General features: G+C 63.5%; 15 protein-coding genes and 2 pseudogenes. 10 read left to right on the top strand and 7 right to left on the bottom strand.

What is annotated here, in order from left to right; genetic code table 11:
• Nucleotides 1-173: 173 nt before the first annotated feature.
• The 6 genes and pseudogenes from OKW44_RS15705 (at nt 174) to flhC (ending at nt 4,027) form a co-directional block, all read left to right on the top strand.
• The gene (locus OKW44_RS15705; RefSeq protein ID WP_018423435.1) at nt 174-563 is read left to right on the top strand and encodes a type II toxin-antitoxin system RelE/ParE family toxin; all 390 of its coding nucleotides are present in this window, start codon (nt 174-176) and stop codon (nt 561-563) included.
• Nucleotides 560-862 carry an addiction module antidote protein gene (locus OKW44_RS15700; protein WP_018423436.1) on the top strand — a complete coding sequence of 101 codons (303 nt, stop codon included), beginning with the start codon at nt 560-562 and terminating at the stop codon, nt 860-862. Before OKW44_RS15705 ends, OKW44_RS15700 begins: the two co-directional genes overlap by 4 nt.
• An 88-nt stretch (nt 863-950) precedes the next feature.
• Nucleotides 951-1,799 carry a helix-turn-helix domain-containing protein gene (locus OKW44_RS15695; protein WP_084754469.1) on the top strand — a complete coding sequence of 283 codons (849 nt, stop codon included), beginning with the start codon at nt 951-953 and terminating at the stop codon, nt 1,797-1,799.
• A gap of 41 nt (nt 1,800-1,840) precedes the next feature.
• Nucleotides 1,841-2,378 (top strand): annotated as a pseudogene (locus tag OKW44_RS15690) (GNAT family N-acetyltransferase).
• Nucleotides 2,379-3,122: 744 nt separating this feature from the next.
• Complete coding sequence (gene flhD / locus OKW44_RS15685; RefSeq protein WP_018423438.1) at nt 3,123-3,443, top strand: flagellar transcriptional regulator FlhD; 321 nt, start codon at nt 3,123-3,125, stop codon at nt 3,441-3,443.
• 14 nt (nt 3,444-3,457) lie between these two features.
• On the top strand, nt 3,458-4,027 hold the full coding sequence (flhC, locus tag OKW44_RS15680; protein ID WP_018423439.1) for a flagellar transcriptional regulator FlhC: 570 nt from the start codon (nt 3,458-3,460) through the stop codon (nt 4,025-4,027).
• Nucleotides 4,028-4,154: 127 nt separating this feature from the next.
• Here flhC and OKW44_RS15675 read toward each other — a convergent pair.
• From OKW44_RS15675 to OKW44_RS15655, 5 genes and pseudogenes are all read right to left on the bottom strand, one after another.
• A pseudogene (locus tag OKW44_RS15675) lies at nt 4,155-4,786 on the bottom strand (Nramp family divalent metal transporter); the annotation flags it as partial.
• A gap of 80 nt (nt 4,787-4,866) precedes the next feature.
• Nucleotides 4,867-6,534, bottom strand: a complete 1,668-nt coding sequence (locus OKW44_RS15670) for an efflux transporter outer membrane subunit (RefSeq protein WP_018423440.1) — start codon at nt 6,532-6,534, stop codon at nt 4,867-4,869.
• Nucleotides 6,535-6,547: 13 nt separating this feature from the next.
• On the bottom strand, nt 6,548-9,733 hold the full coding sequence (locus OKW44_RS15665) for an efflux RND transporter permease subunit (RefSeq protein WP_018423441.1): 3,186 nt from the start codon (nt 9,731-9,733) through the stop codon (nt 6,548-6,550).
• 43 nt (nt 9,734-9,776) lie between these two features.
• Entirely contained in the window at nt 9,777-10,997 is a 1,221-nt protein-coding gene (locus OKW44_RS15660) for an efflux RND transporter periplasmic adaptor subunit (protein WP_026226339.1), read from the bottom strand.
• A gap of 34 nt (nt 10,998-11,031) precedes the next feature.
• Nucleotides 11,032-11,898 (bottom strand): alpha/beta hydrolase, encoded by an 867-nt coding sequence (locus OKW44_RS15655; protein WP_018423443.1) that lies wholly within the window; start codon nt 11,896-11,898, stop codon nt 11,032-11,034.
• A 175-nt stretch (nt 11,899-12,073) separates the two neighbouring features.
• Here OKW44_RS15655 and OKW44_RS15650 point away from each other — a divergent pair, with 175 nt between their 5' ends.
• From OKW44_RS15650 to OKW44_RS15635, 4 genes are all read left to right on the top strand, one after another.
• Nucleotides 12,074-13,078, top strand: coding sequence for a LysR family transcriptional regulator (locus tag OKW44_RS15650; RefSeq protein WP_018423444.1), 1,005 nt, complete (start codon nt 12,074-12,076; stop codon nt 13,076-13,078).
• 211 nt (nt 13,079-13,289) lie between these two features.
• Complete coding sequence (locus tag OKW44_RS15645) at nt 13,290-13,595, top strand: DUF4148 domain-containing protein (RefSeq protein ID WP_018423446.1); 306 nt, start codon at nt 13,290-13,292, stop codon at nt 13,593-13,595.
• Nucleotides 13,596-13,609: 14 nt separating this feature from the next.
• Entirely contained in the window at nt 13,610-13,747 is a 138-nt protein-coding gene (locus tag OKW44_RS15640) for a hypothetical protein (RefSeq protein ID WP_018423447.1), read from the top strand.
• Between the two features lie 186 nt (nt 13,748-13,933).
• Complete coding sequence (locus OKW44_RS15635; protein ID WP_018423448.1) at nt 13,934-14,914, top strand: aldo/keto reductase; 981 nt, start codon at nt 13,934-13,936, stop codon at nt 14,912-14,914.
• Nucleotides 14,915-15,064: 150 nt separating this feature from the next.
• On the opposite strand, the gene OKW44_RS15630 is transcribed toward OKW44_RS15635, so the two are convergent.
• Both OKW44_RS15630 and OKW44_RS15625 read right to left on the bottom strand, forming a co-directional pair.
• Complete coding sequence (locus tag OKW44_RS15630; protein WP_018423449.1) at nt 15,065-15,970, bottom strand: cation diffusion facilitator family transporter; 906 nt, start codon at nt 15,968-15,970, stop codon at nt 15,065-15,067.
• A 172-nt stretch (nt 15,971-16,142) separates the two neighbouring features.
• Nucleotides 16,143-20,981, bottom strand: coding sequence for an NAD-glutamate dehydrogenase (locus OKW44_RS15625; protein ID WP_018423450.1), 4,839 nt, complete (start codon nt 20,979-20,981; stop codon nt 16,143-16,145).
• Between the last annotated feature and the right edge of the window lie 89 nt (nt 20,982-21,070).

The following is a 21,070-nucleotide window of genomic DNA, read 5'->3' as shown; positions in this document are numbered from 1 at the left end:
GGCTCGCGTGCATTGCGTCGATTACGTGAGAGGTAATCAAGCGGATGCAGCCTTCGCCAAATAGGTCATTCGGCCGAGTCGTCAAAAGACCTTCGCACCGCTAACCTCAAGTGACTCATCGAAGCCCGCCGACGACATCGCGAGGCGGGCAATGCAATGAACAGGAGGACCACTTGGACCGCTTTGTCGAGACGCTTTTCTCGCTTGCACGACCGTATCCCAGGAGATACAATCATCCGCAGATCGAAACACCGCGCGTGTACACGATCAACTGCACCGAAGAGTTCGACCGTTGGCTTCACGGCCTCACCGACCTCAAGGCGAAGGCGCAAATTCTCGTGCGGATCCGCCGCGCGGAACGCGGGCTTTTCGGCGACGCGAAGTTGCTGGAAAGCGGCGTGTTCGAGATGCGCATCGATTGCGGGCCGGGTTACCGGGTCTACTACGCGCGCGAGGAACGCATGATGTATCTGCTGCTCTGCGGGGGTAACAAGTCCACGCAGCAGGCGGATATCAGGCATGCCGGAGCAATGTGGACAACCATCAGAAAGGAACGGTCATGAGCAAGATCAAAACGGCACGCTTCGATGCATCGAAGTACCTCGACAACGACGAAATGGTCGCGGCTTATCTGAACGCCGCCCTCGACGAAGGCGACTCCGATCTGCTGCTCGCCGCCATCGCGGATATCGCCAAGGCGCGCGGCATCACGAAGATCGCCGCGGCAGCGGGCCTGGGCCGCGAAAGCCTCTACAAGACACTCGCGCCCGGCTCCAAGCCACGCATGGACACGGTCCTCAAACTGGCCAGTGCGATCGGCGTCAAATTCACCGCCGTGCCGTTGCGCCTGGCTGCCGCCTGAGCCGGGCACGCGTCTCGTTGACTGAAATTGGCGGGGCATTACCTCTCAGGTAATCGATTGCTTGCACGCTTTGACTATGATCGGTGGCATGAACACACTCTCTATTGCACAAGCGGCTCCATCATCCGCGCCGATCGGCACTCGGGCGGTCGGCGAACTTCTCCGCGAATGGCGGCAGCGGCGGCGCATGAGTCAGTTGCTGCTCGCCACGGAGGCTGACATTTCGACCCGCCATCTGAGCTTTGTCGAATCGGGGCGCGCGCTACCGAGCCGGGAAATGGTCATGCATCTCGCCGAGCGCCTCGACGTGCCGTTGCGCGCGCGCAATGCTCTGCTCGTCGCGGCCGGTTACGCGCCGCTGTTTCGCGAACGTCCCCTCTCCGACCCGCAGCTCGCCGCCGCGCGCGAAGCCGTCGAACTGGTGCTCAAAGGACATGAGCCCTACCCGGCCCTCGCGATCGACCGGCACTGGACCATCGTCGCGACCAACAATGCGATTGCGCCGTTGTTGAGCGGCGCGAGTCCCGAACTGTTGAAGCCACCGGTCAACGCATTGCGCCTGAGTCTGCATCCACAAGGCATTGCGGCGTCGATCCTCAACTGGCATGCGTGGCGCGAGCATGTACTGGCCCGCCTGCAACGGCAGATCGACGTCAGCGGCGACGACACGCTGAGCGCACTGCGCGACGAACTGGCCGGCTACCCCGCGCCGCCGGATGCAGACGCCTCGACGCTGGACGATGCAGTCCTCAACCAGATCGCCGTGCCATTGCGGCTGCGTACGCCGCTTGGCGTGCTGTCGTTTTTCAGCACCACCACGGTGTTCGGCACACCCGTGGACGTTACGCTGTCGGAACTCGCCATCGAGGCGTTCTTTCCAGCGGATCGGCAAACCGCGTCGGCGCTGCGCGAATTTGCCGAACACCAGCGCGGCTAGCCGCTCGCGTACCTCCACGCTACTCACCACGAATAAGTGAGATGTCCGTCAACGCCGACACCCTGCTGATCCGCCAACTCGGACCCGCCGACCGGGACGCCTATTTCCAGCTTCGTCTGCGCGGGCTGAAGGCGCACCCCGCTTCGTTCGGACACAGCCACGACGAAGCGCTGGCGAAAGGCGCCGGGGCAGCATGACGCGACACTGCAGGGCTCGGAGACGGAAGGCACGTTTCTGCTTGGCGCGTATGCGTCGGCCGACGCTCCGCTGATCGGCGTCGTCGGTCTGCTGCGCAATAAAGCCCACAAAGAGCGGCACAAGGCGAACGTGGTCGGCATGTATGTCGCACAGGAAGCGGCTGGTCGTGGGGTCGGGCGCGCGCTGCTCGGCGAGTTGCTGACGCGCGCGGCGCGCGTCGACGGTTTGCGACAGGTGCTGCTAACCGTGGGTAGCCGCAACTACGCGGCGCGCAGGCTGTATGAATCGCTCGGCTTTCGCAAATATGGGTGCGAAGTCGGCGCCTTGAACGTCGACGGGGTGTTCCATGACGAGGATCTGATGGCGCGATTCCTCGCGTAGCCCCCGGGAATTATTGACAACGCCTCCTTGCGGCCATTTCCTGCGCCTCCTCAATGTTGTAATGTCGTCGCCTATCGCACCGACATCGTGTCAGACAGCCTGCACGGCACTGGCTTCTCGCAGCCTCCGTCCGCAATCTGATCGGTAGGCGTCTGCGACCGCTGTTAGGTCTCGGGGTCGAACGCGTGCGCCAGACCGGCTGCCCGGTCCTCAGCGAGCCGTTCCAAATCCGGCCCTGTTTGCGAAGTTTGTAACGGGGGACGCTTCATACCGTTACAGGATCCATCCGTCCCTCATGCGCCGCCGAACATGAGTATTTATTACCGTCCATTCCATCGCTTTCTGTTTCCTTCCTAATCCAAAACAAATTTACCGAGCGCCGCGCGGTGCGGACGCGCGCCTCTGACAATTGCGCAGGATGCCCAACCAGTAATGGTTTTCATGGAACAGAGGCCAGTGTCGAAAGGCTATAAATTCACTTGGCATCATTCATTACAATGGCGTGAAAAACTTACCGAAAAACGATGTAGTTTTTTGAGATATTTTTTTGAGAAAGGATTGATTTCTGGTTTTAGCCTTCATACAATTCGTCCCGAGCTGTTACGAAATGTAACGTCATGTATCAAATGTTCGCTGTCTGTAGCAAGTAGCAACATGTAGCCGGAGGCCACGTTGCCGGCGAGGCAGAAAAGACATAACGGCGCAAAGCCGACATAGTAATTCGGGGCTTCGGAAACAGACAAAATGGACCGTAGCAGCGAGACGCTGGATTCAATCCGCGAGATCAACTTGTCTTACATCATGCTCGCGCAACGCATGTTGCGCGAGGACAAACCGGTCGGAATGTTCCGGCTGGGACTGTCGTCGGAACTGGCTGACTTGCTTGCCGGGCTGTCGCTCGCGCAAATCGTCAAGCTGGCCGCTTCCGACCAGCTTTTGTGCTTCTTCCGCTTCAACGACCACGTGATGCTGTCGGCGTTGACGCAAACGACGAAGCACACCGCAGTTGCACCGACTCACACGGCGATCCTGCTTGCAGGCCAGCCCGCCGAGCAATTTGCCTGAACGAGGTGACTGCAATGCTCAAGCGAAGCCTGACCGAAGATGCACAGGAAGTATTTCGCGCGATCGCACTGATCGAACTCGGCGCCCGCATGCAGGTGCTCGAGAGCGAGCTGACCCTGTCGCGCGACCGTATGATCCGCCTGTATCGCGAGGTCAAGGGCGTATCGCCGCCCAAGGGCATGCTGCCATTCTCGGCGGACTGGTACATGACGTGGCTCGCGAACATTCACGCGTCGCTGTTCTACAACACGTACCTGTTCCTCAAGAACGAAGCGCGCTGCTCGCATCTGGATGCGCTGACCAAGGGCTATCGGCTGTATCTCGAACACTGTCAGCACAGCGAAACCGAGCCGGTGCTCGATCTGACGCGCGCGTGGACGCTCGTGCGTTTCTTCGACGCCGACATCCTGCAGTTGACCAGATGCTGCCGCTGTACCGGCAAGTTCGTCGCGCACAAGCACGACCTGCAGCACAACGTCGTGTGCGGCGCCTGCCAGCCGCCGTCGCGTGCCGGCAAGACGAAGAAGGCAGCAGCCGCGCGCCGGGAAGCGCTCGATGCGGCGCAGGTTGCGCAGGCCGCTTGACCGATCGATTCGCCGTCGCGAGACGCGGTCGACCCGATTCAAACCGAAGCTCACATGATTCCGCGCAGTGATTGAACCGCGCGGATTTTTTTTCGCCTTCGCGCCGGGCAAACCGGCGTGCCGAATACCCAACCGCGCCATTGCCGAGCATCCGCACACCGATCAGCGCCGGGATTAGCGCGAGCGCTCGCGTGATGAAGCGCCGCCTGCCAGCACGGAATCTTCATTTTCAGGAAGCCTTCCATGATGACCTGCCCCGCCACCGTGCCGGTGAACGTCGAGCTTTGTCCCGACGCGAGCAGCGTGATCGCGAACAGGAAGGCGGCGAAGCCGGTGCCGACGATCGGCGCTAGTGGCAGGAACGCGAGCGCGCCGCCGAGCACTTCGGCGAGATGGTAGGCAATGATCGACAGCTCCGCGAGCAGCCACTGCGCACGCGCGACGCCCGGCGAATAGCGAGCGCTCGACAGTTGCGCGAGCGCGCCCGGTCGCGATACCGAGGCGCATGCTCAGACATTGCAGCGCCATCGCCGCGAGGCTCGACAGCAGCACGACGAACAGCAGACTGTAGCCGAACCGCGAACCTGCTTCGATCGGGGTGGCCCAGTTGCCCGGGTCCATATAGCCGATCGATACGAGCAGGCCGGGCCCCGCGAATTGCAGAATCTTCTTGCAGAACGGTGCGCCTGCGGAGACGGCGACCGAGCCCTGTACCTCGGACGGACAGAACGGCGCTGTGGCGCGACAAACGATTTGCATGAAAAACGCCGGGAGGCGCTTGCGCGCGACCCGGCGTCGTTGATGAGGTTGATGAAGCGCTTGCCAACAGGGCCAGGAATTCAGCGCTTCGCCACCTGCTGCTGCGCTGAAACCGATGCGGCGCCGGCCGCGGAGCCGGAAGCCGCAGCCAGCGAAGCCGCCGCGCCGCCGGAAGCACCAACCGGCACCGGCGCCGCCCCGACCGCCGTATCTCCCGCCGTCACATCGCCCCAACCGCCACCGAGCGCGCGAATCAGATTCACGGTCGCGACCGCCTGCGTGCCCGCCAGATGGCTCGCCTGCAATTGCGACTGCAGCACTTGCCGCTCGCCATCGATCACGTCGAGATAGCTGACCGCGCCCTCCGTGTACTGCGTGCGCGACAGATGCGCGGCGCGCTGCGACGCATCTACCGCGTCGTTCTGCTCGCGCATCTGATCGTCGAGCAAGCGCAGATCGGCAAGATTGTCCTCGACTTCACGGAACGCCACGAGCACCTGCTGGCGATATTGCGCGACGTCCTCGTCGTACTTCGAACGGGCCTGCGCGAGATTCGCCTTGCGGCGGCCGCCGTCGAAGATCGGCACCGTCAGCGCGGTACCCGCGAGCGGACCGAGGATGAACGCGCGGCTCGACCACATGAACAGATCGCCGAGCGTCGCCGATTCAAAGCCGAACGCGCCCGTGATGTCGAGCTTCGGGAAAAACGCCGACTTCGCGAGCCCGACGCGCGCATTCGCTGCCTGCATCGCGCGTTCGGCTGCCGCGATGTCCGGCCTGCGTTCGAGCAGCGCCGACGGCAAACCCGGTGGCACGCGCACCGCCACCGGCGCCAGCGGTTGTTCCGCGAACGAGAAATCCGCGGGCGGCTTGCCGAGCAGAATCGCGAGGCTATGCTCCGAGGCCGCCCGTTGCCGCGCGACGCCGACCGCATCGGCACGCGCGCTCGCGAGCTCGTTACGCGATCGCGACAGATCCAGCTCGCTGATATCGCCTTCCTTGAAGCGCCGCTCGACGAGCTTCAGCGTGTCCTCGCGCAACGCGACGGTGCGGCGATACAGATCCTGGTCGGTGTCGAGCTCGCGCAACTGGAAGTAGTTCTGCGCGACATCGGCCTGCAACGACAGCTGCACCGAGCGAAACAGCGCTTCGCTCTGCTGCTCGTCCGAGCGCGACGCGTTCACGTTCGAGCTGACCCGCCCGAACAGATCCGCCTCATACGACGCGCCGACCTGCGCACGCCAGATCGTGCCGGTCGTGCCGCCCGCGCTGTCCGGCAGGAACTGCGACGCCGCCGACGCACGCTCCCGGGTCGGGCCGAAGCCCGCGTCGAGCTTCGGGAACCAGTCGGACTTCGCCGCCTGCGTGACCGCGCGCGCCTGCTGCACGCGCGCGGCTGCGGCCTTCAGGTCCTGGTTCGCGGCGGCGGCCTGCTCTTCGAGCGCGTTGAGCTGCGGGTCGCCGAACACCTTCCACCATTCGCCACGCAGGGCGTCGTCGGCGGGCTGGGCCGGCTTCCACGTGCCGGTGTTTTGCGCCGACGCGGCCGAACCAGCCGCCACGCCCGACGCCGCCGCAGCTGACGTCGCCATCGCGGGCGCTTCCTTGAACGCCGCCGGCGTATCGACGTCGGGACGCTTGTACGTGGGCTCGACCGAACAAGCGGCCAGCAGCGCGATCAGCAAACCGCTCGCGGCCGCGCGGCCCCATCCGCGCAAAGAGTCAAAGCGAGATTCAAAGCGTTTCATTGTTGTTTTCTCCTCAGGCGTCCGTAACGGGCGCGCCGTAGCGCGGCGCATCCTTCTGCGCCACGTGAATCGTCCCGCCCGCGAGCGAACGCAGCACCACATAGAACACCGGCGTCAGCATCAGGCCGAACAGCGTGACGCCGAGCATGCCGAAGAACACCGCGACGCCCATCGCGTGACGCATCTCCGAGCCCGCGCCGCTCGACAACACCAGCGGCACCACGCCCATGATGAAGGCGATCGACGTCATCAGAATCGGCCGCAGACGCAGACGGCTCGCTTCGATCGCGGCCTGCAGCGGACTGCGTCCGTCGTGTTCGAGCTCACGCGCAAACTCGACGATCAGGATCGCGTTCTTCGCGGACAAGCCCACCAGTACCATCAAACCGATCTGCGTGAAGATGTTGTTGTCGCCACCGGTGAGCCACACGCCGGTCAGCGCGGACAGCACGCTCATCGGCACGATCAGGATCACGGCGAGCGGCAGCGTCAGGCTTTCGTACAGCGCGGCGAGCACGAGGAACACGAGCAGCACGCTGATCGGGAACACCCACATGCCCGCATTGCCGGCGAGGATCTGCTGATACGTGAGGTCGGTCCACTCGAGCTTCACGCCGCGCGGCAGCACCTCGGCGGCCACGCGTTCGGCCGCGGCCTGCGCCTGTCCCGACGAAAAGCCGGGCGCTGGGCCGCCGTTGATGTCGGCCGCCGTGTAGCCGTTGTAGCGCACCACCATCTCCGGTCCGTAGGTCGGCGTCACCGTGACGAGCGACGACAACGGCACCATCTCGCCCGCCGCGTTGCGCGTCTTCAGTTGCAGGATGTCGTCGGCGCGTTGACGGAACGGCGCATCCGCCTGCACGCGCACCTGATACACACGGCCGAAGCGGTTGAAGTCGTTCACGTACAGCGAGCCCAGATAGATCTGCATCGTGTCGAACACGTCCGTGACCGGCACGCCGAGCTGCTTCGCCTTCACGCGATCGAGATCGACGTTCAGCTGCGGCACGTTGATCTGATAGCTGGAGAAGGTCGGCCCAAGTTCGGGCGTTTGCGCCGCGCGCTTCACGAATGCTTCGGCAGCCTTGTTGAGTTCCGCGTAACCGACCGCGCCGTGATCCTCGAGTTGCATCTTGAAGCCGCCGAGTGTGCCGAGCCCGAGCACCGGCGGCGGCGGGAACACCGCGACGAACGAGTCCTTGATCGCACCGTACTGCTGGTTCAGCGCACCGGCGATGGCGCCCGCCGACAGCTTCTTGTTGCCGCGCTCCTTGAACGGCTTCAGCGTGACGAACACGATGCCCGCGCTCGAACTATTCGTGAAGCCATTCACCGACAAACCAGGGAAGGCCACCGCGCTTTCGACGCCCGGCTGCTTCAGCGCGATCGCGCTCATATCGCGGATCACCTTCTCCGTGCGATCGAGCGACGCACCGTTCGGCAACTGCGCGAACGCGATCAGATACTCCTTGTCCTGCGCGGGCACGAAGCCGCCCGGCACGATCCGCGCCACCAGCACGGTCGCACCGATGAGGATCGCGTACACCGCGAGCATCGCGCCCTTGCGACGCAGCACGCCGGTCACCCCGCGGCCGTAGGCTTCCGAACCACGATGAAAGACCTTGTTGAAACGCTTGAAGAAGCCGCCGAGCACACGGTTCATCACACGCGTCAGCCAGTCTTCCTTCTCGCCGTGGCTGCGCAGCAGTAGCGCGGACAACGCCGGCGACAGCGTCAGCGAATTGAACGCCGAGATCACCGTCGAGATCGCGATGGTCATCGCAAACTGCTTGTAGAACTGGCCCGTGAGACCCGTCATGAACGCGAGCGGCACGAACACGGCGACGAGCGTCAGCGCAATCGCGATGATCGGCCCGCTCACTTCGCGCATCGCCTTGTAGGTCGCCTCGCGCGCACTGAGCCCGCTTTCGATGTTGCGCTCGACGTTCTCCACCACGACGATCGCATCGTCGACCACGATACCGATCGCGAGCACCATGCCGAACAGCGACAACGCGTTGATCGAGAAGCCGAACGCAAGCAGCAGCGAGAACGTACCGACGATCGACACCGGCACCGCGATCAACGGAATGATCGACGCGCGCCACGTCTGCAGGAACACGATCACGACGATCACGACCAGCGCGATCGCTTCGAGCAGCGTATGGATCACCGCCTCGATACTCGAACGCACGAACTGCGTCGGGTCGTAGACGATCCGGTATTCGACGCCGGCCGGCATGTCTTCGGCGAGTTCCTTCATCGCCGCGCGCACCTGCTCTGAAATCGCGAGCGAGTTCGCACCCGGCGCCTGATTGATCGCAAGCGCAACCGCGGGCTTATTGTCGAGCAGCGAACGCAGACCATATTCCGACGCCGCGAGCTCGATGCGAGCGATATCGCGTAGATAGGTCACGCCGCCGTCGGGCGCGGTCTTCACGATGATGTCGCCGAATTCGCCCTCGGTCTTCAAACGGCCGCGCGCATTCACCGACAACTGCAATTGCGTGCCCGGCACCGACGGCGACGCACCGATCACACCGGCCGCGACCTGGATGTTCTGCTCGCGGATCGCGTTGACGACTTCGGTCGCCGTGAGACCGCGTTGCGCGACTTTCTGCGGATCGAGCCAGATACGCATTGCGTAATCGCCCGAACCCCACAGTTGCACTTCGCCGACGCCCTGAATCCGCGCGAGCCGATCCTTCACGTTGAGCAGCGCGTAATTGCGCAGATACGTCATGTCGTAGCGATCGTTCGGCGAGATCAGGTGCACGACCATCGTCAGCGTCGGCGAACTCTTGATCGTCGTCACGCCGAGCCGCTGCACGTCATCCGGCAGACGCGGCAGCGCCTGATTGACGCGGTTCTGCACGAGCTGCGTCGCGAGGTCGGGATTGGTGCCGAGCTTGAACGTGACCGTCAGCGTCAGATTGCCGTCGCTATTGGCCTGCGACTGCATGTACAACATGTTCTCGACACCATTGATCTGCTCTTCGAGCGGCGCGGCGACCGCTTCGGCGATCACTTTCGGATTCGCGCCCGGATACTGCGCGTGCACCACCACCGAAGGCGGCACCACTTCCGGATACTCGGAAATGGGCAGCTTGAACAGCGAGATGATGCCCCCGAGCAGGATCAATACCGATAGCACGCCTGCGAAGATCGGGCGATCGATGAAGAATTTGGATATGTTCATTGGAAGCTCTTAACGTTGGAGCATGCGCGTTGGAGCATGCGGCTCACGAATTGCCTTTCGCGCCGGCCTCGGCCTTGGCACGCGACTGCGCGAGCGCTGCGCTGTTCGGGTCGTCGTCGGTCGTCATCGGCACCATGTGCGCGCGGACCGTATCGCCGGGACGCACACGCTGAACGCCGTTGACGACGATGCGATCGCCCGGCTTCAAGCCGTCCTTGACGACGCGCAGATTGCCTTGCATCGAACCCGTCGTGATCCCGCGATAAACGACGTGGTTGCCCTGATCGACGACCAGCACGAACTTCTTGTCCTGGTCGGTGCCGACCGCGGCATCGTCGATCAACAGCGCCGGATGCGGTGCGCTGCCCCCCACCTTGACGCGCGCGTAGAGGCCCGGAATCAGCGCGCCGTCCGCGTTGTCGAACTTCGCGCGCACGCGGATCGTGCCCGACGACGTGTCGAGCCGGTTGTCGACCGACTCGATCGTGCCGCTGCGCGAGTAGCCGGATTCATCGGCGAGACCTAGTTCGACCGGCACCTTGCTGCCGTCCTTCGCGCGGCTCAGGTATTGCAGGTAGGTCTGCTCGTCCGCGTCGAACGACGCGTAGATCGGCGACACCGAGACGAGCGTCGTCAGCGGCACCGAACTGGCGCCCGCCGACACCACGTTGCCGACCGTGATTTCCGCGCGCGACACGCGGCCCGACACAGGCGCCACGATCTTCGTGTAGCCAAGATTGATGCGCGCGGTTTCCAGCGCGGCTTGCGCGGCCTTCAGGTTCGCGCTCGCCTCGCGCGCGGCGTTCTGCTTCTCGTCGTAGTCGCGTTTTGCGATCGCGTTGTCGACAATCAGCCGTTGCGCGCGTTCCCAGTCGCTTTGGGTGTAGCCGGTGCGTGCCTGCGCGGCCGCGAGCTGCGCTTGCGCGCGATCGACTTCGGCCGCGTACGGACGCGGATCGATCACGAACAGCGTGTCGCCCTGCTTCACGAGCGCGCCGTCCTTGAAGTTGACTGACACGATCGTGCCCGGCACCTGCGAACGCACGTCCACTTTCTGCACGGCTTCGAGACGGCCCGAATAGGACTGCCAGTCGGTGATCGTCTTCTGCACGACGGTCGCCACGTCCACTTCCGGCACGATGGTGGGTGCGGCCGGCGAGCTCGCATCGACACGAATCGCGCCGAAGGTGCCAAGCCCGGCAAGGACGACGACGACCACGGCGGCTAACGCCACGCGGCGGCGGGAAAGAGGAAGGATAGTCATGTGTAGCTCCCGGTATCGTTGATTGAATTTCTGTTTATCGATGAGCGCGCGCGTCGAAGCGCCACTGGAAAAAGCGCACCGCTTCCTGCAAAGCGGGCGGATGATCGGCGAGCGCCGCGTGCGACACGCTCGGAAAGCGCACCACCTGGGTCTGCACGCCCGCGTCGATCAGATTGCTTGCATACTTCTCGGCCTCGACGTGCAGCACGTCGTTCTGCGCGGTCGCGATCAGCGTGGCCGGCAAGCCGGCGAGCCGCGACGATTCGAGCGGCGCCGCATACGGATGCATGCGCTGAGACGCTTGCGGCAGATACGCGCGATAACACGCGGCGCACTCGCGCGCGGTGATGTCCGAACCGAGCCGCTGCTCGTCGCCCAGCCGCGTCAGGCTCGGATCCAGCATCGGGCCGAACAGCGCCTGCGCGCTGATCGGCACGTCGTTACGATCGCGCGCGATGAACGCGAGACAATTGGCGAGTTGGCCGCCCGCGTCGTGGCCCGCCACGCCGATCTTTCTGCTATTGCCACCAAATGCCCGTGCCCGCGTCTGCACCCACAGCGCGGCGCGATGCGCGTCTTCCGGCGCGGCCGGAAACGGAAACCGCGGCGCGAGCGAATAGCCGACCGACACCACGAGCGCCGGTAAATGTTCTGCGAAATACCGCGCGGCGAAGTCCGCGCATTCGATCGAACCCTTCGTAAAACCACCACCGTGAAAATAAAGCAGCACCGGCAATGCGGTTTTTTTCGTCAGCCGGTACAGGCGCAACGTAATGGGTTGAGCGTACCCATCGATACCCACGTCGGTGACTTCAAGCGTTGCGTCATTGGCCTCAGCGCCAGTGTCTTCGGCGGAAACGCCGGTGGAAAAAGGCGGGTACGGCGATTTGAATGCATCCATGTCGAGCCGCGCAAATGCGCATAGAACTTCAATGGTCCGAATTGTGGGTTCGGCAGACTCGCAAATAAATGCCTATAATCCGGCAACACAATTCGGTGCCTTTGAACAATCCCGTTGTGATTGTTTTCGCGGACTCCATTCCCGCCTGTGCACCAGCCCCTTCTGGAGGTTTGCAATGGACCGGCTTCAGGCCATGCAAGTGTTCACGCGCGTCGTCGACACCAACAGCTTTACCCGCGCAGCGGAAACGCTCGACCTGCCGCGCGCATCGGTTACTACGATTATTCAGAACCTCGAAGCGTTTCTCGGCACGCGGCTGATGCACCGGACCACCCGCCGTCTGTCGCTGACGCCCGATGGCGCCGCGTACTACGAGCGCTGCGTGCGCATCCTCGCGGACGTCGAAGAGACCGAGGCGAGTTTCCAGAGCGGCAACAAGAAGCCGCACGGCAAGCTACGCATCGACATGCCAGGCTCGATTGGCCGTCTGCTCGTCATTCCGTCGCTGTGCGAATTCCACACGCGCTATCCGGACATCGATCTGCAACTGGGCCTGACCGACCGGCCCGTCGATCTGCTGCAAGAAGGTGTCGATTGCGTGGTGCGTGTCGGCGCGTTGCAGGATTCGTCGCTGGTCGCGCGCCGCATCGGTCTGTTCGAGGGCGTGACCTGCGCGTCGCCCGACTACATCAAGCGCGCGGGCGTGCCCGCTTCGCTAGAAGATCTCGACAATCACAAAGCCGTCAACTACTTCTCGAGCCGCACGGGACGCACGCTCGACTGGGCGTTCCTGGTGAACGGCAACGAAGTGGAAGTGAAGATGAAAAGCATCGTGTCGGTCAACGACGCGGATGCCTACGTGACCTGCGGACTCGAAGGCTTCGGCCTGATTCAGCCGGCGCGCTTCATGGTGCTGCCGCATCTGGGCTCGGGTCAGCTCGTCGAAGTACTGCCGGACTTGAAACCCTTGCCGATGCCGATTTCAGCAGTCTATCCGCACAGTCGTCATCTGTCGCCGAAAGTCCGCGTTTTCGTAGACTGGATCGCGGAGCTGTTCGATCGTTGCCCATTGCTGAGCGGACGCGGCACTCTCGACGCCACCTGCACGAAGCGCACCTTCGAGCAGCGCGAGTCCGCGCCGGCACTCGACACGCCGGTGATGACCGAATGGGTCGCATGAAGTACGGGAAGTGAAACAGTGAATTCCAGCCGCGGCGCCAATGCCGCGGCAACTGTGCAATCGCACGGCCCCGGTGAAGCCTCGCTCGCGATTGTTCCTGAATCGCGACAATTCATTTCGCAAAACCGCGATTTATCCGCGCCGCGTCGACGTCTACATTTCACCCTGTCGCAGCGCCATCGCGCTGCCAATGAATGGACAGGAGTGAATCATGAAGCGCAATCTGTTGGCAGGCCTCGCTCTCTCACTGCTCGTCAGCGTTCCGGCATTTGCGCAAGGCGGCGGCGGTATCGGCCGCGCGGGAACGTATGACACGCAACCGGCGCCGACCGCGAGCACGAAGACACGCGCCGAGGTCAAGGCCGAACTGCTCGCCGCGTATCGCGACGGCTCGCTGCCCTCACTGAATCGCACCTCGTATCCGGACAAAGGCCTGATCGGCCAGACGCAAGCCGCGCGCATCGCGTTGCAGGAAGGAACGAACGGCGAAGTGACGCGAGTTGCGAAGGGCCAGTAACGAGTCAGAAGAAGTTGATTCAGAACCCGGCGCGCTTGCGGCGCAAAACTGCGCGCCTCTTCATCGAGGAGCACATCATGACACCATCGGAACTCGACAACTGGAATACCGACACGCCCGTGTGGACGCCGTATCGCCCGGTACAACATTGAGCGTTGGCTGACGTTCACGGCACTCGTCGTCATGCGCCCGCGAAGTGGCTTCGCGGGCGCATTTGCATTGAAGCGATCGAAAGCGGGTGCGGCCCGTGACGACGCGCTTGCCGTCGTTTCCCTATAATCGAACGTCCTTCCCTCGCAGCGGATTTGTGCGCTTCACTTCACTATAGGAGCAACATGATGGATTATGTGAAACTCGGCCGCACCGGCCTCGATGTATCGCGTCTCTGTCTCGGCTGTATGAGTTATGGCGTACCCTCGCGCGGCACGCACCCCTGGTCGCTCGACGACGAAGCCGCGCGGCCTTTCATCAAGCAGGCGCTCGATCACGGCATCAACTTCTTCGACACGGCCAACGTCTATTCGGACGGCACCAGCGAGGAAATCGTCGGCCGTGCGCTGAAGGACTTTGCGAAGCGCGATGAGATCGTGCTCGCCACCAAGGTCAATAGCCGCATGCATCCGGGCCCGAACGGCGCGGGGCTGTCGCGCAAGGCGATCATGGCGGAGATCGATAACAGCCTGCGGCGGCTCGGTACCGACTATGTCGACCTGTATCAGATCCATCGCTGGGACTACGGCACGCCGATCGAAGAAACGATGGAAGCGCTGCACGATGTCGTGAAAGCCGGCAAGGCGCGCTATCTCGGCGCGTCGTCGATGTACGCATGGCAGTTTGCCAAGGCGCTGCAGGTGGCCGAGCGCAATGGCTGGACGCGCTTCGTGACGATGCAGAACTACGTGAATCTGCTGTACCGCGAGGAAGAGCGCGAAATGCTGCCGCTGTGCGAAAGCGAAGGCATCGGCGTGATTCCGTGGAGTCCGCTTGCCCGCGGACGCTTGACGCGTGACTGGGACACCGAAAGCGCGCGCTCGGAAACCGATGAATTCGGCCGCACGCTGTACGCGCACACGCAGGAAGCGGATCGGCGTATCGTCGAGCGGGTCAGCGAGATCGCGAAAGAGCGCGGCGTGCCGCGCGCGCAGGTTGCGCTAGCGTGGGTGCTGCAGAAGAAGCCGATTACCGCGCCGATTGTCGGTGCTACCAAACTGCATCATCTCGACGACGCGGTCGCGGCGCTCTCGTTGAAGCTCAGTGACGACGAAGTTCGCCGGCTCGAAGAACTGTATGTGCCGCATGCGGTGGCGGGGTTCAAATAAACGCTGTGAAGCGTACTGGCATCCAGTCGGGACGGGCGGAATGACCCGCGATTGCAGCGCACGTCGCTTCGCCTCCGCTCGCCTCATCTCGCCTCCTCTCGTCCGCGGGGTTCATGGACCCCGATTCATGCCCGAGTGGAGAAGTCTTCTTTAATTGCGCGGCACATCCGGTTCGAAGAACACCCAGCGCACCTGAGGAAACGTGGCCTGCAGATCGGCCTCGATGACGTTGATCGCATCGACCATCGCGCGGCCGCTCGCATAGTCGATCATTTCCGCCTGCACCGCCACCACCACGTGACGCCCCCACTGCAGCGTGATCAAGTTGATGATGCCGCGAATCTCGGGACGCGCGCGCAGATGCGCGTCGATGGCGCTGCGCACTTCCGGGCTCGCCGATTCGCCGACGAGCATCGACTTCACTTCACGCGCGACGAGCCACGCGATCGTCATCAGCAGAAGACCGACCCCCACCGAGCCGAGCGCGTCATACACGGGGCTGCCGGTCACCATCGTCGATAGCACCGCGACGAAGGCGATCGCGAGACCGAATAGCGCGGCGATATCTTCGCCGGCCACGACCAGCAGATCTGATTCGCGCGTCTCGCGAAACCAGTGCCACAGATTTTTATCGGGATGCGTCTTGCGAATCTCCTTGACCGCGCCCCACAACGATAGCGATTCGAGCACCACCGACACACCGAGCACCGCCAACGCGACGAACGCATATTGCAACGGCTCGCGCGCAATCAGTCGATGCACGCCCTCATACACCGAAAACGCACCGCCGACAAAAAACAGCAGCAACGCAACCAGCAGCGAATAGAAGTTGATTTCGCGGCCGCTACCCATCGGATGCAAAGGGCTCACCGGCTTGCGCGCTTCGCGCAGTCCGAATAGCAGCAGCAGTTGATTGCCGCAGTCGGCGGTGGAGTGAATCGCTTCGGCGAACATCGATCCGGAGCCGGTGAACGCCGCCGCGGCGAACTTGCAGACGGCGATGCCGAAGTTGGCCGCGAGTGCGTAGAAAATGGCTTTCGGCGATTCTTCTTTCATCTGCTGGCGGGGGTCGGTGAGTGGGCTGGGTATTTTTGGGTATTGCACGAGCGAAGTGATCGGCAAGTACTCGATATTATGGATGACAACGACACACCCGCTCGCAGGAATCGGACCTGATGTGCCGTCGTGCCGCCAATTCCCCGGGCGTCCCTTGCGCCATTCGCGCGGCTCACGCCCTCTCTAGCGCCGCCATCTCCCGTACGACAACCAGTAACACCGAAAGACTCGCGCCGCCCGTCGCGCGCAGATCGGTCAGCAGACGCGTATAACGCTCGAGCTGTGCCGCGCGTTTGTCGCGCCACGCTTGCACCAGCGAATCGGGCGTCGACGCATCGGTCGCGCCAGCCAATGCGCTCGTGGTCAGCGCGCGCTTGAGCCGTGCGAGTTCGGCGAGCGCCGATGCGCGCGCGAGCATGTCCCAATGCGTCGGCGCCGGCAATGAGGCGGCGCGCTCGCTAATCCAGCTGTAGTTCAGCAGCGTGCCGAGCGCGAAGTAGACGCCCGCGACCTGTTCGAGATTACGCCCGCACGTCGACGCGACTTCGGCGATATCGAGCAGCGCAGCGGACACCTCGCCGCTCGCGATCCGCACCGCGAGATCGCTATCGACACCCGCATCGACGAATACCCGTTGCCGCTCCGACAACGCTTCGAGGTCCGCGCCAGGCAACAGCGCCGGCCATTGTGGCGCGAGACGCTGCGCGGCGTCGCGACAGCGCGCGAGCAGGCCGGTCACGTCGTCGCCGGCCGCGCCCGTTTGCAGATGCCGCAGGAACCACAGCGCCGAACGTTCGACGAGCCGCGCGACCTCCGCGAACATGCGTGCCTGCACGTCGTCGGGAACGCGGTTGTCGAGCGCGTCGATGCTGCGCCAGATCTGATCGAGATCGAACACGTCGCGCGCCATGATGCACGCGCGCACGATGTCGCCGGGCTGTGCATCGGTCTCCTCCATCAGCCGATGCACGAACTCGCAGCCGACGCGATTCACGAGCGCATTGGTCAGATACGTCGCGAGGATTTCACGGCGCAGCGGATGGCGTTGCATCGGTTCGCGGAAACGCTGCCGAAGAGGTTTCGGAAAGTACTCGATCAACATATCGCTGACGAGCGGGTCTTCCGGCATCGACGATTCGAGCAGCGCGTCATAGAGCCACATCTTGCTATAAGCGAGCAGCACCGCGCGCTCGGGTGTCGTCAGTCCCTGCTTCGCGGCCGCGCGCTCGGCGATATCCTCGTCGGTGGGCAGAAACTCGATCACGCGATTGAGCCGCCCCGCCTTCTCCAGATAGCGCATCAGGCGCGCTTCGGCATCGAGCAGCTCCACGCCAAAACGGCCCGCGATCGACAAGGCCTGGGTCTGATAGTAGTTGTCCGTCAGCACGAGCAGACCGACTTCATCGGTCATTTCGGCAAGCAACGCATTGCGCTGCTTCTCCGTCATCTCGCCGTCGGCGACGACGAGGCCCAGCAGAATCTTGATGTTGACCTCGTGATCCGAGCAATCGACACCGGCCGAATTGTCGATCGCATCGGTATTGATGCGGCCACCGCACTGCGCGAACTCGATGCGCCCGAGTTGCGTCAAGCCGAGATTGCCGCCCTCGGCCACGACCTTGCAGCGCAGATCCGCGCCGTTCACGCGGATCGCGTCGTTCGCGCGATCGCCCGCCTGCTGATTGGTCTCGCGGCTCGCCTTCGCATAGGTGCCGATGCCGCCGTTGTAAAGCAGATCGACCGGCGCCTGCAGAATCACGCGCATCAACTCGGCCGGCGAGAGCGCCGCCGCGCTGATCCCGAGCGCCGCCTGCACCGCCGTCGACAGCGGAATCGTCTTCGCGCTGCGCGGGAACACGCCGCCGCCGGCCGAGATCAGCGACGGATCGTAATCGGCCCAGCTCGAACGGTCGAGCATGAAGAGCCGCGCGCGCTCCGCCATGCTCGCCGCGGGATCGGGATTCGGATCGAGAAAGATATGGCGGTGATCGAACGCGGCGAGCAGCTTGATATGCGGCGACAGCAGCATGCCGTTGCCGAACACGTCGCCCGACATGTCGCCGACACCGACCACCGTGAAGTCCTCGCTCTGCGTGTCGACGCCCATTTCGCGGAAGTGCCGCTTGACCGACTCCCACGCGCCGCGCGCGGTGATGCCCATCTTCTTGTGGTCATAGCCGACCGAGCCGCCCGACGCGAACGCGTCGTCGAGCCAGAAACCGTATTCCTGCGAGATCGCATTCGCGTAGTCGGAAAACGTGGCCGTGCCCTTGTCGGCGGCGACGACCAGATACGGGTCGTCGGGATCGTGGCGCACCACGTCAGGCGGTGGCACGACCTCGGTGCTCGCCAGATTGTCGGTCACGTCGAGCAAGCCGCGCAGGAAGGTCTGATAGCAAGCGACGCCTTCGCGCATCCACGCATCGCGCTCGCTCTGCGGCGGCGGATTCTTGACGACGAAGCCGCCCTTCGAGCCGACCGGCACGATCACCACGTTCTTCACCATCTGCGCCTTCATCAGGCCGAGCACTTCCGTGCGGAAATCCTCGCGCCGATCAGACCAGCGCAGGCCGCCGCGCGCGACGCGCCCGCCTCGCAGATGGACGCCCTCGACGCGCGGCGAATAGACCCAGATCTCGAACATCGGTTTCGGCTCGGGCAAACCGGGCACCTGGGCGGGATCGAACTTGAACGACAGATACGGCTTCGGTTGGCCCAGAGCGTCATGGCGGTAGTAGTTGGTGCGCTTGGTGGCCTTGATCACGCCGAGGAACTGCCGCAGGATGCGGTCTTCGTCGAGATTAGGCACCTGGTCGAGCGCGCTGTCGATCGTCTCCAGACAAGCGTTGACGCGGGCCTCGCGTACCGCGCCGAGCGCCGGATCGAAGCGCGCGATGAACAGGTCGACCAGCATGCGCGCAATCGCCGGATTGCCGGTCACCGCGCGTTCGATATACGCGTCGCTGAACGTCGAACCGACTTGCCGCAAATACTTCGCGTACGCGCGCAGAATCGTCACCTCGCGTGCATTGAGCTGCGCGCGCAGCACGAGGCGGTTGAAGTCGTCGCTTTCGATCGTACCGGTCCACACCTGCTCGAACGCCTGTTCGAACAGATCCTTGACCCGCTCGATGTCGAACTCGGTATCGTCAGCGAGTTCGAGGCCGAAGTCATGGATCCACGCGGGCATCGCACCGGGCGCCTCGATCAGATAAGGCCGCTCTTCGTCGACGCGCACGCCCAGATGTTCGAGCATCGGCAAGCTGCGCGACAGTGCGATCGGCAGGCCCGCGCGATACACCTTGAAACGGAACGCGCGCGGTCCGGATTCGATCGGCCTGTATAGGTTCATCGCGAGCCGCTCGCTGCCCTGCACGCGCTCGATCAGTTCGATATCGCGCACGGCCGTGCGCGCCGGATAGTCGTCGCGATAGCCGGCCGGGAACGAATCGGCGTAGTGCTGCAGCAAACGGTTGCCCTGCTCTTCTCCGTACGCGTCGAGCAATGCGTCGGCCAGATCGTCCTGCCAGCGTCGCGCGACCTGCACGAGGCGCGCTTCGAGCTCGCGCGTGTCGACGCTTGGCATGCCGCCCGCTTTGGCATGGACGACGAAATGAATTCGCGCGAGCGTCGACTCCGACAGCAGCGGCGTGAATTCGACGTTCTCACCATTGAATGCGTCGGCGAGCAGGTTCGCGATGCGCTGCCGCAGATCGGTGTTGTACTTGTCGCGCGACACGAACACGAGGCACGATACGAAGCGATCGAAGCGATCGCGCCGCACGAACAACCGCGTGCGCTGATGCTCCTGCAAACGCAGCACGCCGAGGGCGGTGTCGTACAACTGGTCCTCGTCGGCCTGGAACAATTCGTCGCGCGGATAGGTCTCGAGCACCGTCACCAGCGATTTCGCCAGATGACCTTTCGGCAGGAATGCGGCGCGTCTGACGATATTTGCGCATTTGCGCCTCACGATCGGAATCTCCGCGGACGACACGAAATAAGCGGTGGACGTATACAGGCCGATGAAGCGCCGCTCGCCCGTCACCTTGCCATCGGCGCCGCTCAGCTTGATGCCGACATAGTCGAGATAGCCGGGCCGGTGCACCGTGGCGCGCGAATTGGCCTTAGTCAGAAAGATCGGCGACGACCCGGAGATGATCTCGGCGGCCGCCGGCGGCAACGGCGTGACTTCCGCCGCGCCGCCCGGCTGCTGCGCATCGCGCAGAATGCCGAGACCGGAGCCCGCGACCGCCCGCAAACCGTAGCCGCCGTCGTGCTGCACCAGTTCGTAATCACGGTGGCCGAGGAACGTGAAATGATCGGCGACCATCCATTCGACGAACGCGCGCGCTTCGACGCCCTCGGGACCGCTTTCGCGCGCCTTCATATCTTGAATGGTCTGCTTCGCGCGTTCGATGATCTTCGGCCAATCCTCGACCGCCGCGCGCACGTCGCCGAGCACGCGCGCGATGTCGTCGCGCAACGCGTCGAGTTTTGCGGCATCGCCACAACGATCGACCTCGAAATGGATGCACGAGGTCAGATGCGAGCGCGTATCGCCGGCTTCTTCGGCACCTTGGCTCACGCGCGCGATGCTGCCGTCCGGCGCGCGCCAGATCCGAAATACCGGATGGACGACCGAATGCAGCGCGAGCCGATGCCGGTTGACCGTCATCGAGACCGAATCGACGAGGAACGGCATGTCGTCGTTGACGATTTCGATCACCGTGTGATCGGAATGCCAGCCATGCTGTTCGAGGATCGGGTTATACACGCGCAGCCGCTGCTCGCCCGGCACGAAGCGCTGCGCGGTCTGCCAGTGGGCCAGCGCCGCGCCGTACAGATCGGCGATCGAGCGGCTTTGCAGATCGCCCGCGTCGACGAAATCGTAGTAATGCCGCAGGAAGAGTTCGACGATATTGAAGGTCGGCTCCGGCAACCGCCCTCGTGCAAATTCGACAACATCGTTCAGCAGGTGTGTGACGGCCTCTTCGTTCTTTGCTTGCATGATCGACTCCCCTGGCTGGCGGCAATGGTGAGTATCGCGTGATTCGCAGGCAACGTCTGACTTGGAATTATGCGCCTGCCGTACGCGAT

Source organism: Paraburkholderia lebeckiae (genome assembly GCF_050436325.1).
Lineage (GTDB): Bacteria > Pseudomonadota > Gammaproteobacteria > Burkholderiales > Burkholderiaceae > Paraburkholderia > Paraburkholderia tuberum.
Note: the sequence above shows the minus strand (reverse complement) of the source record. Positions and strands in the feature narration are given on the sequence as shown.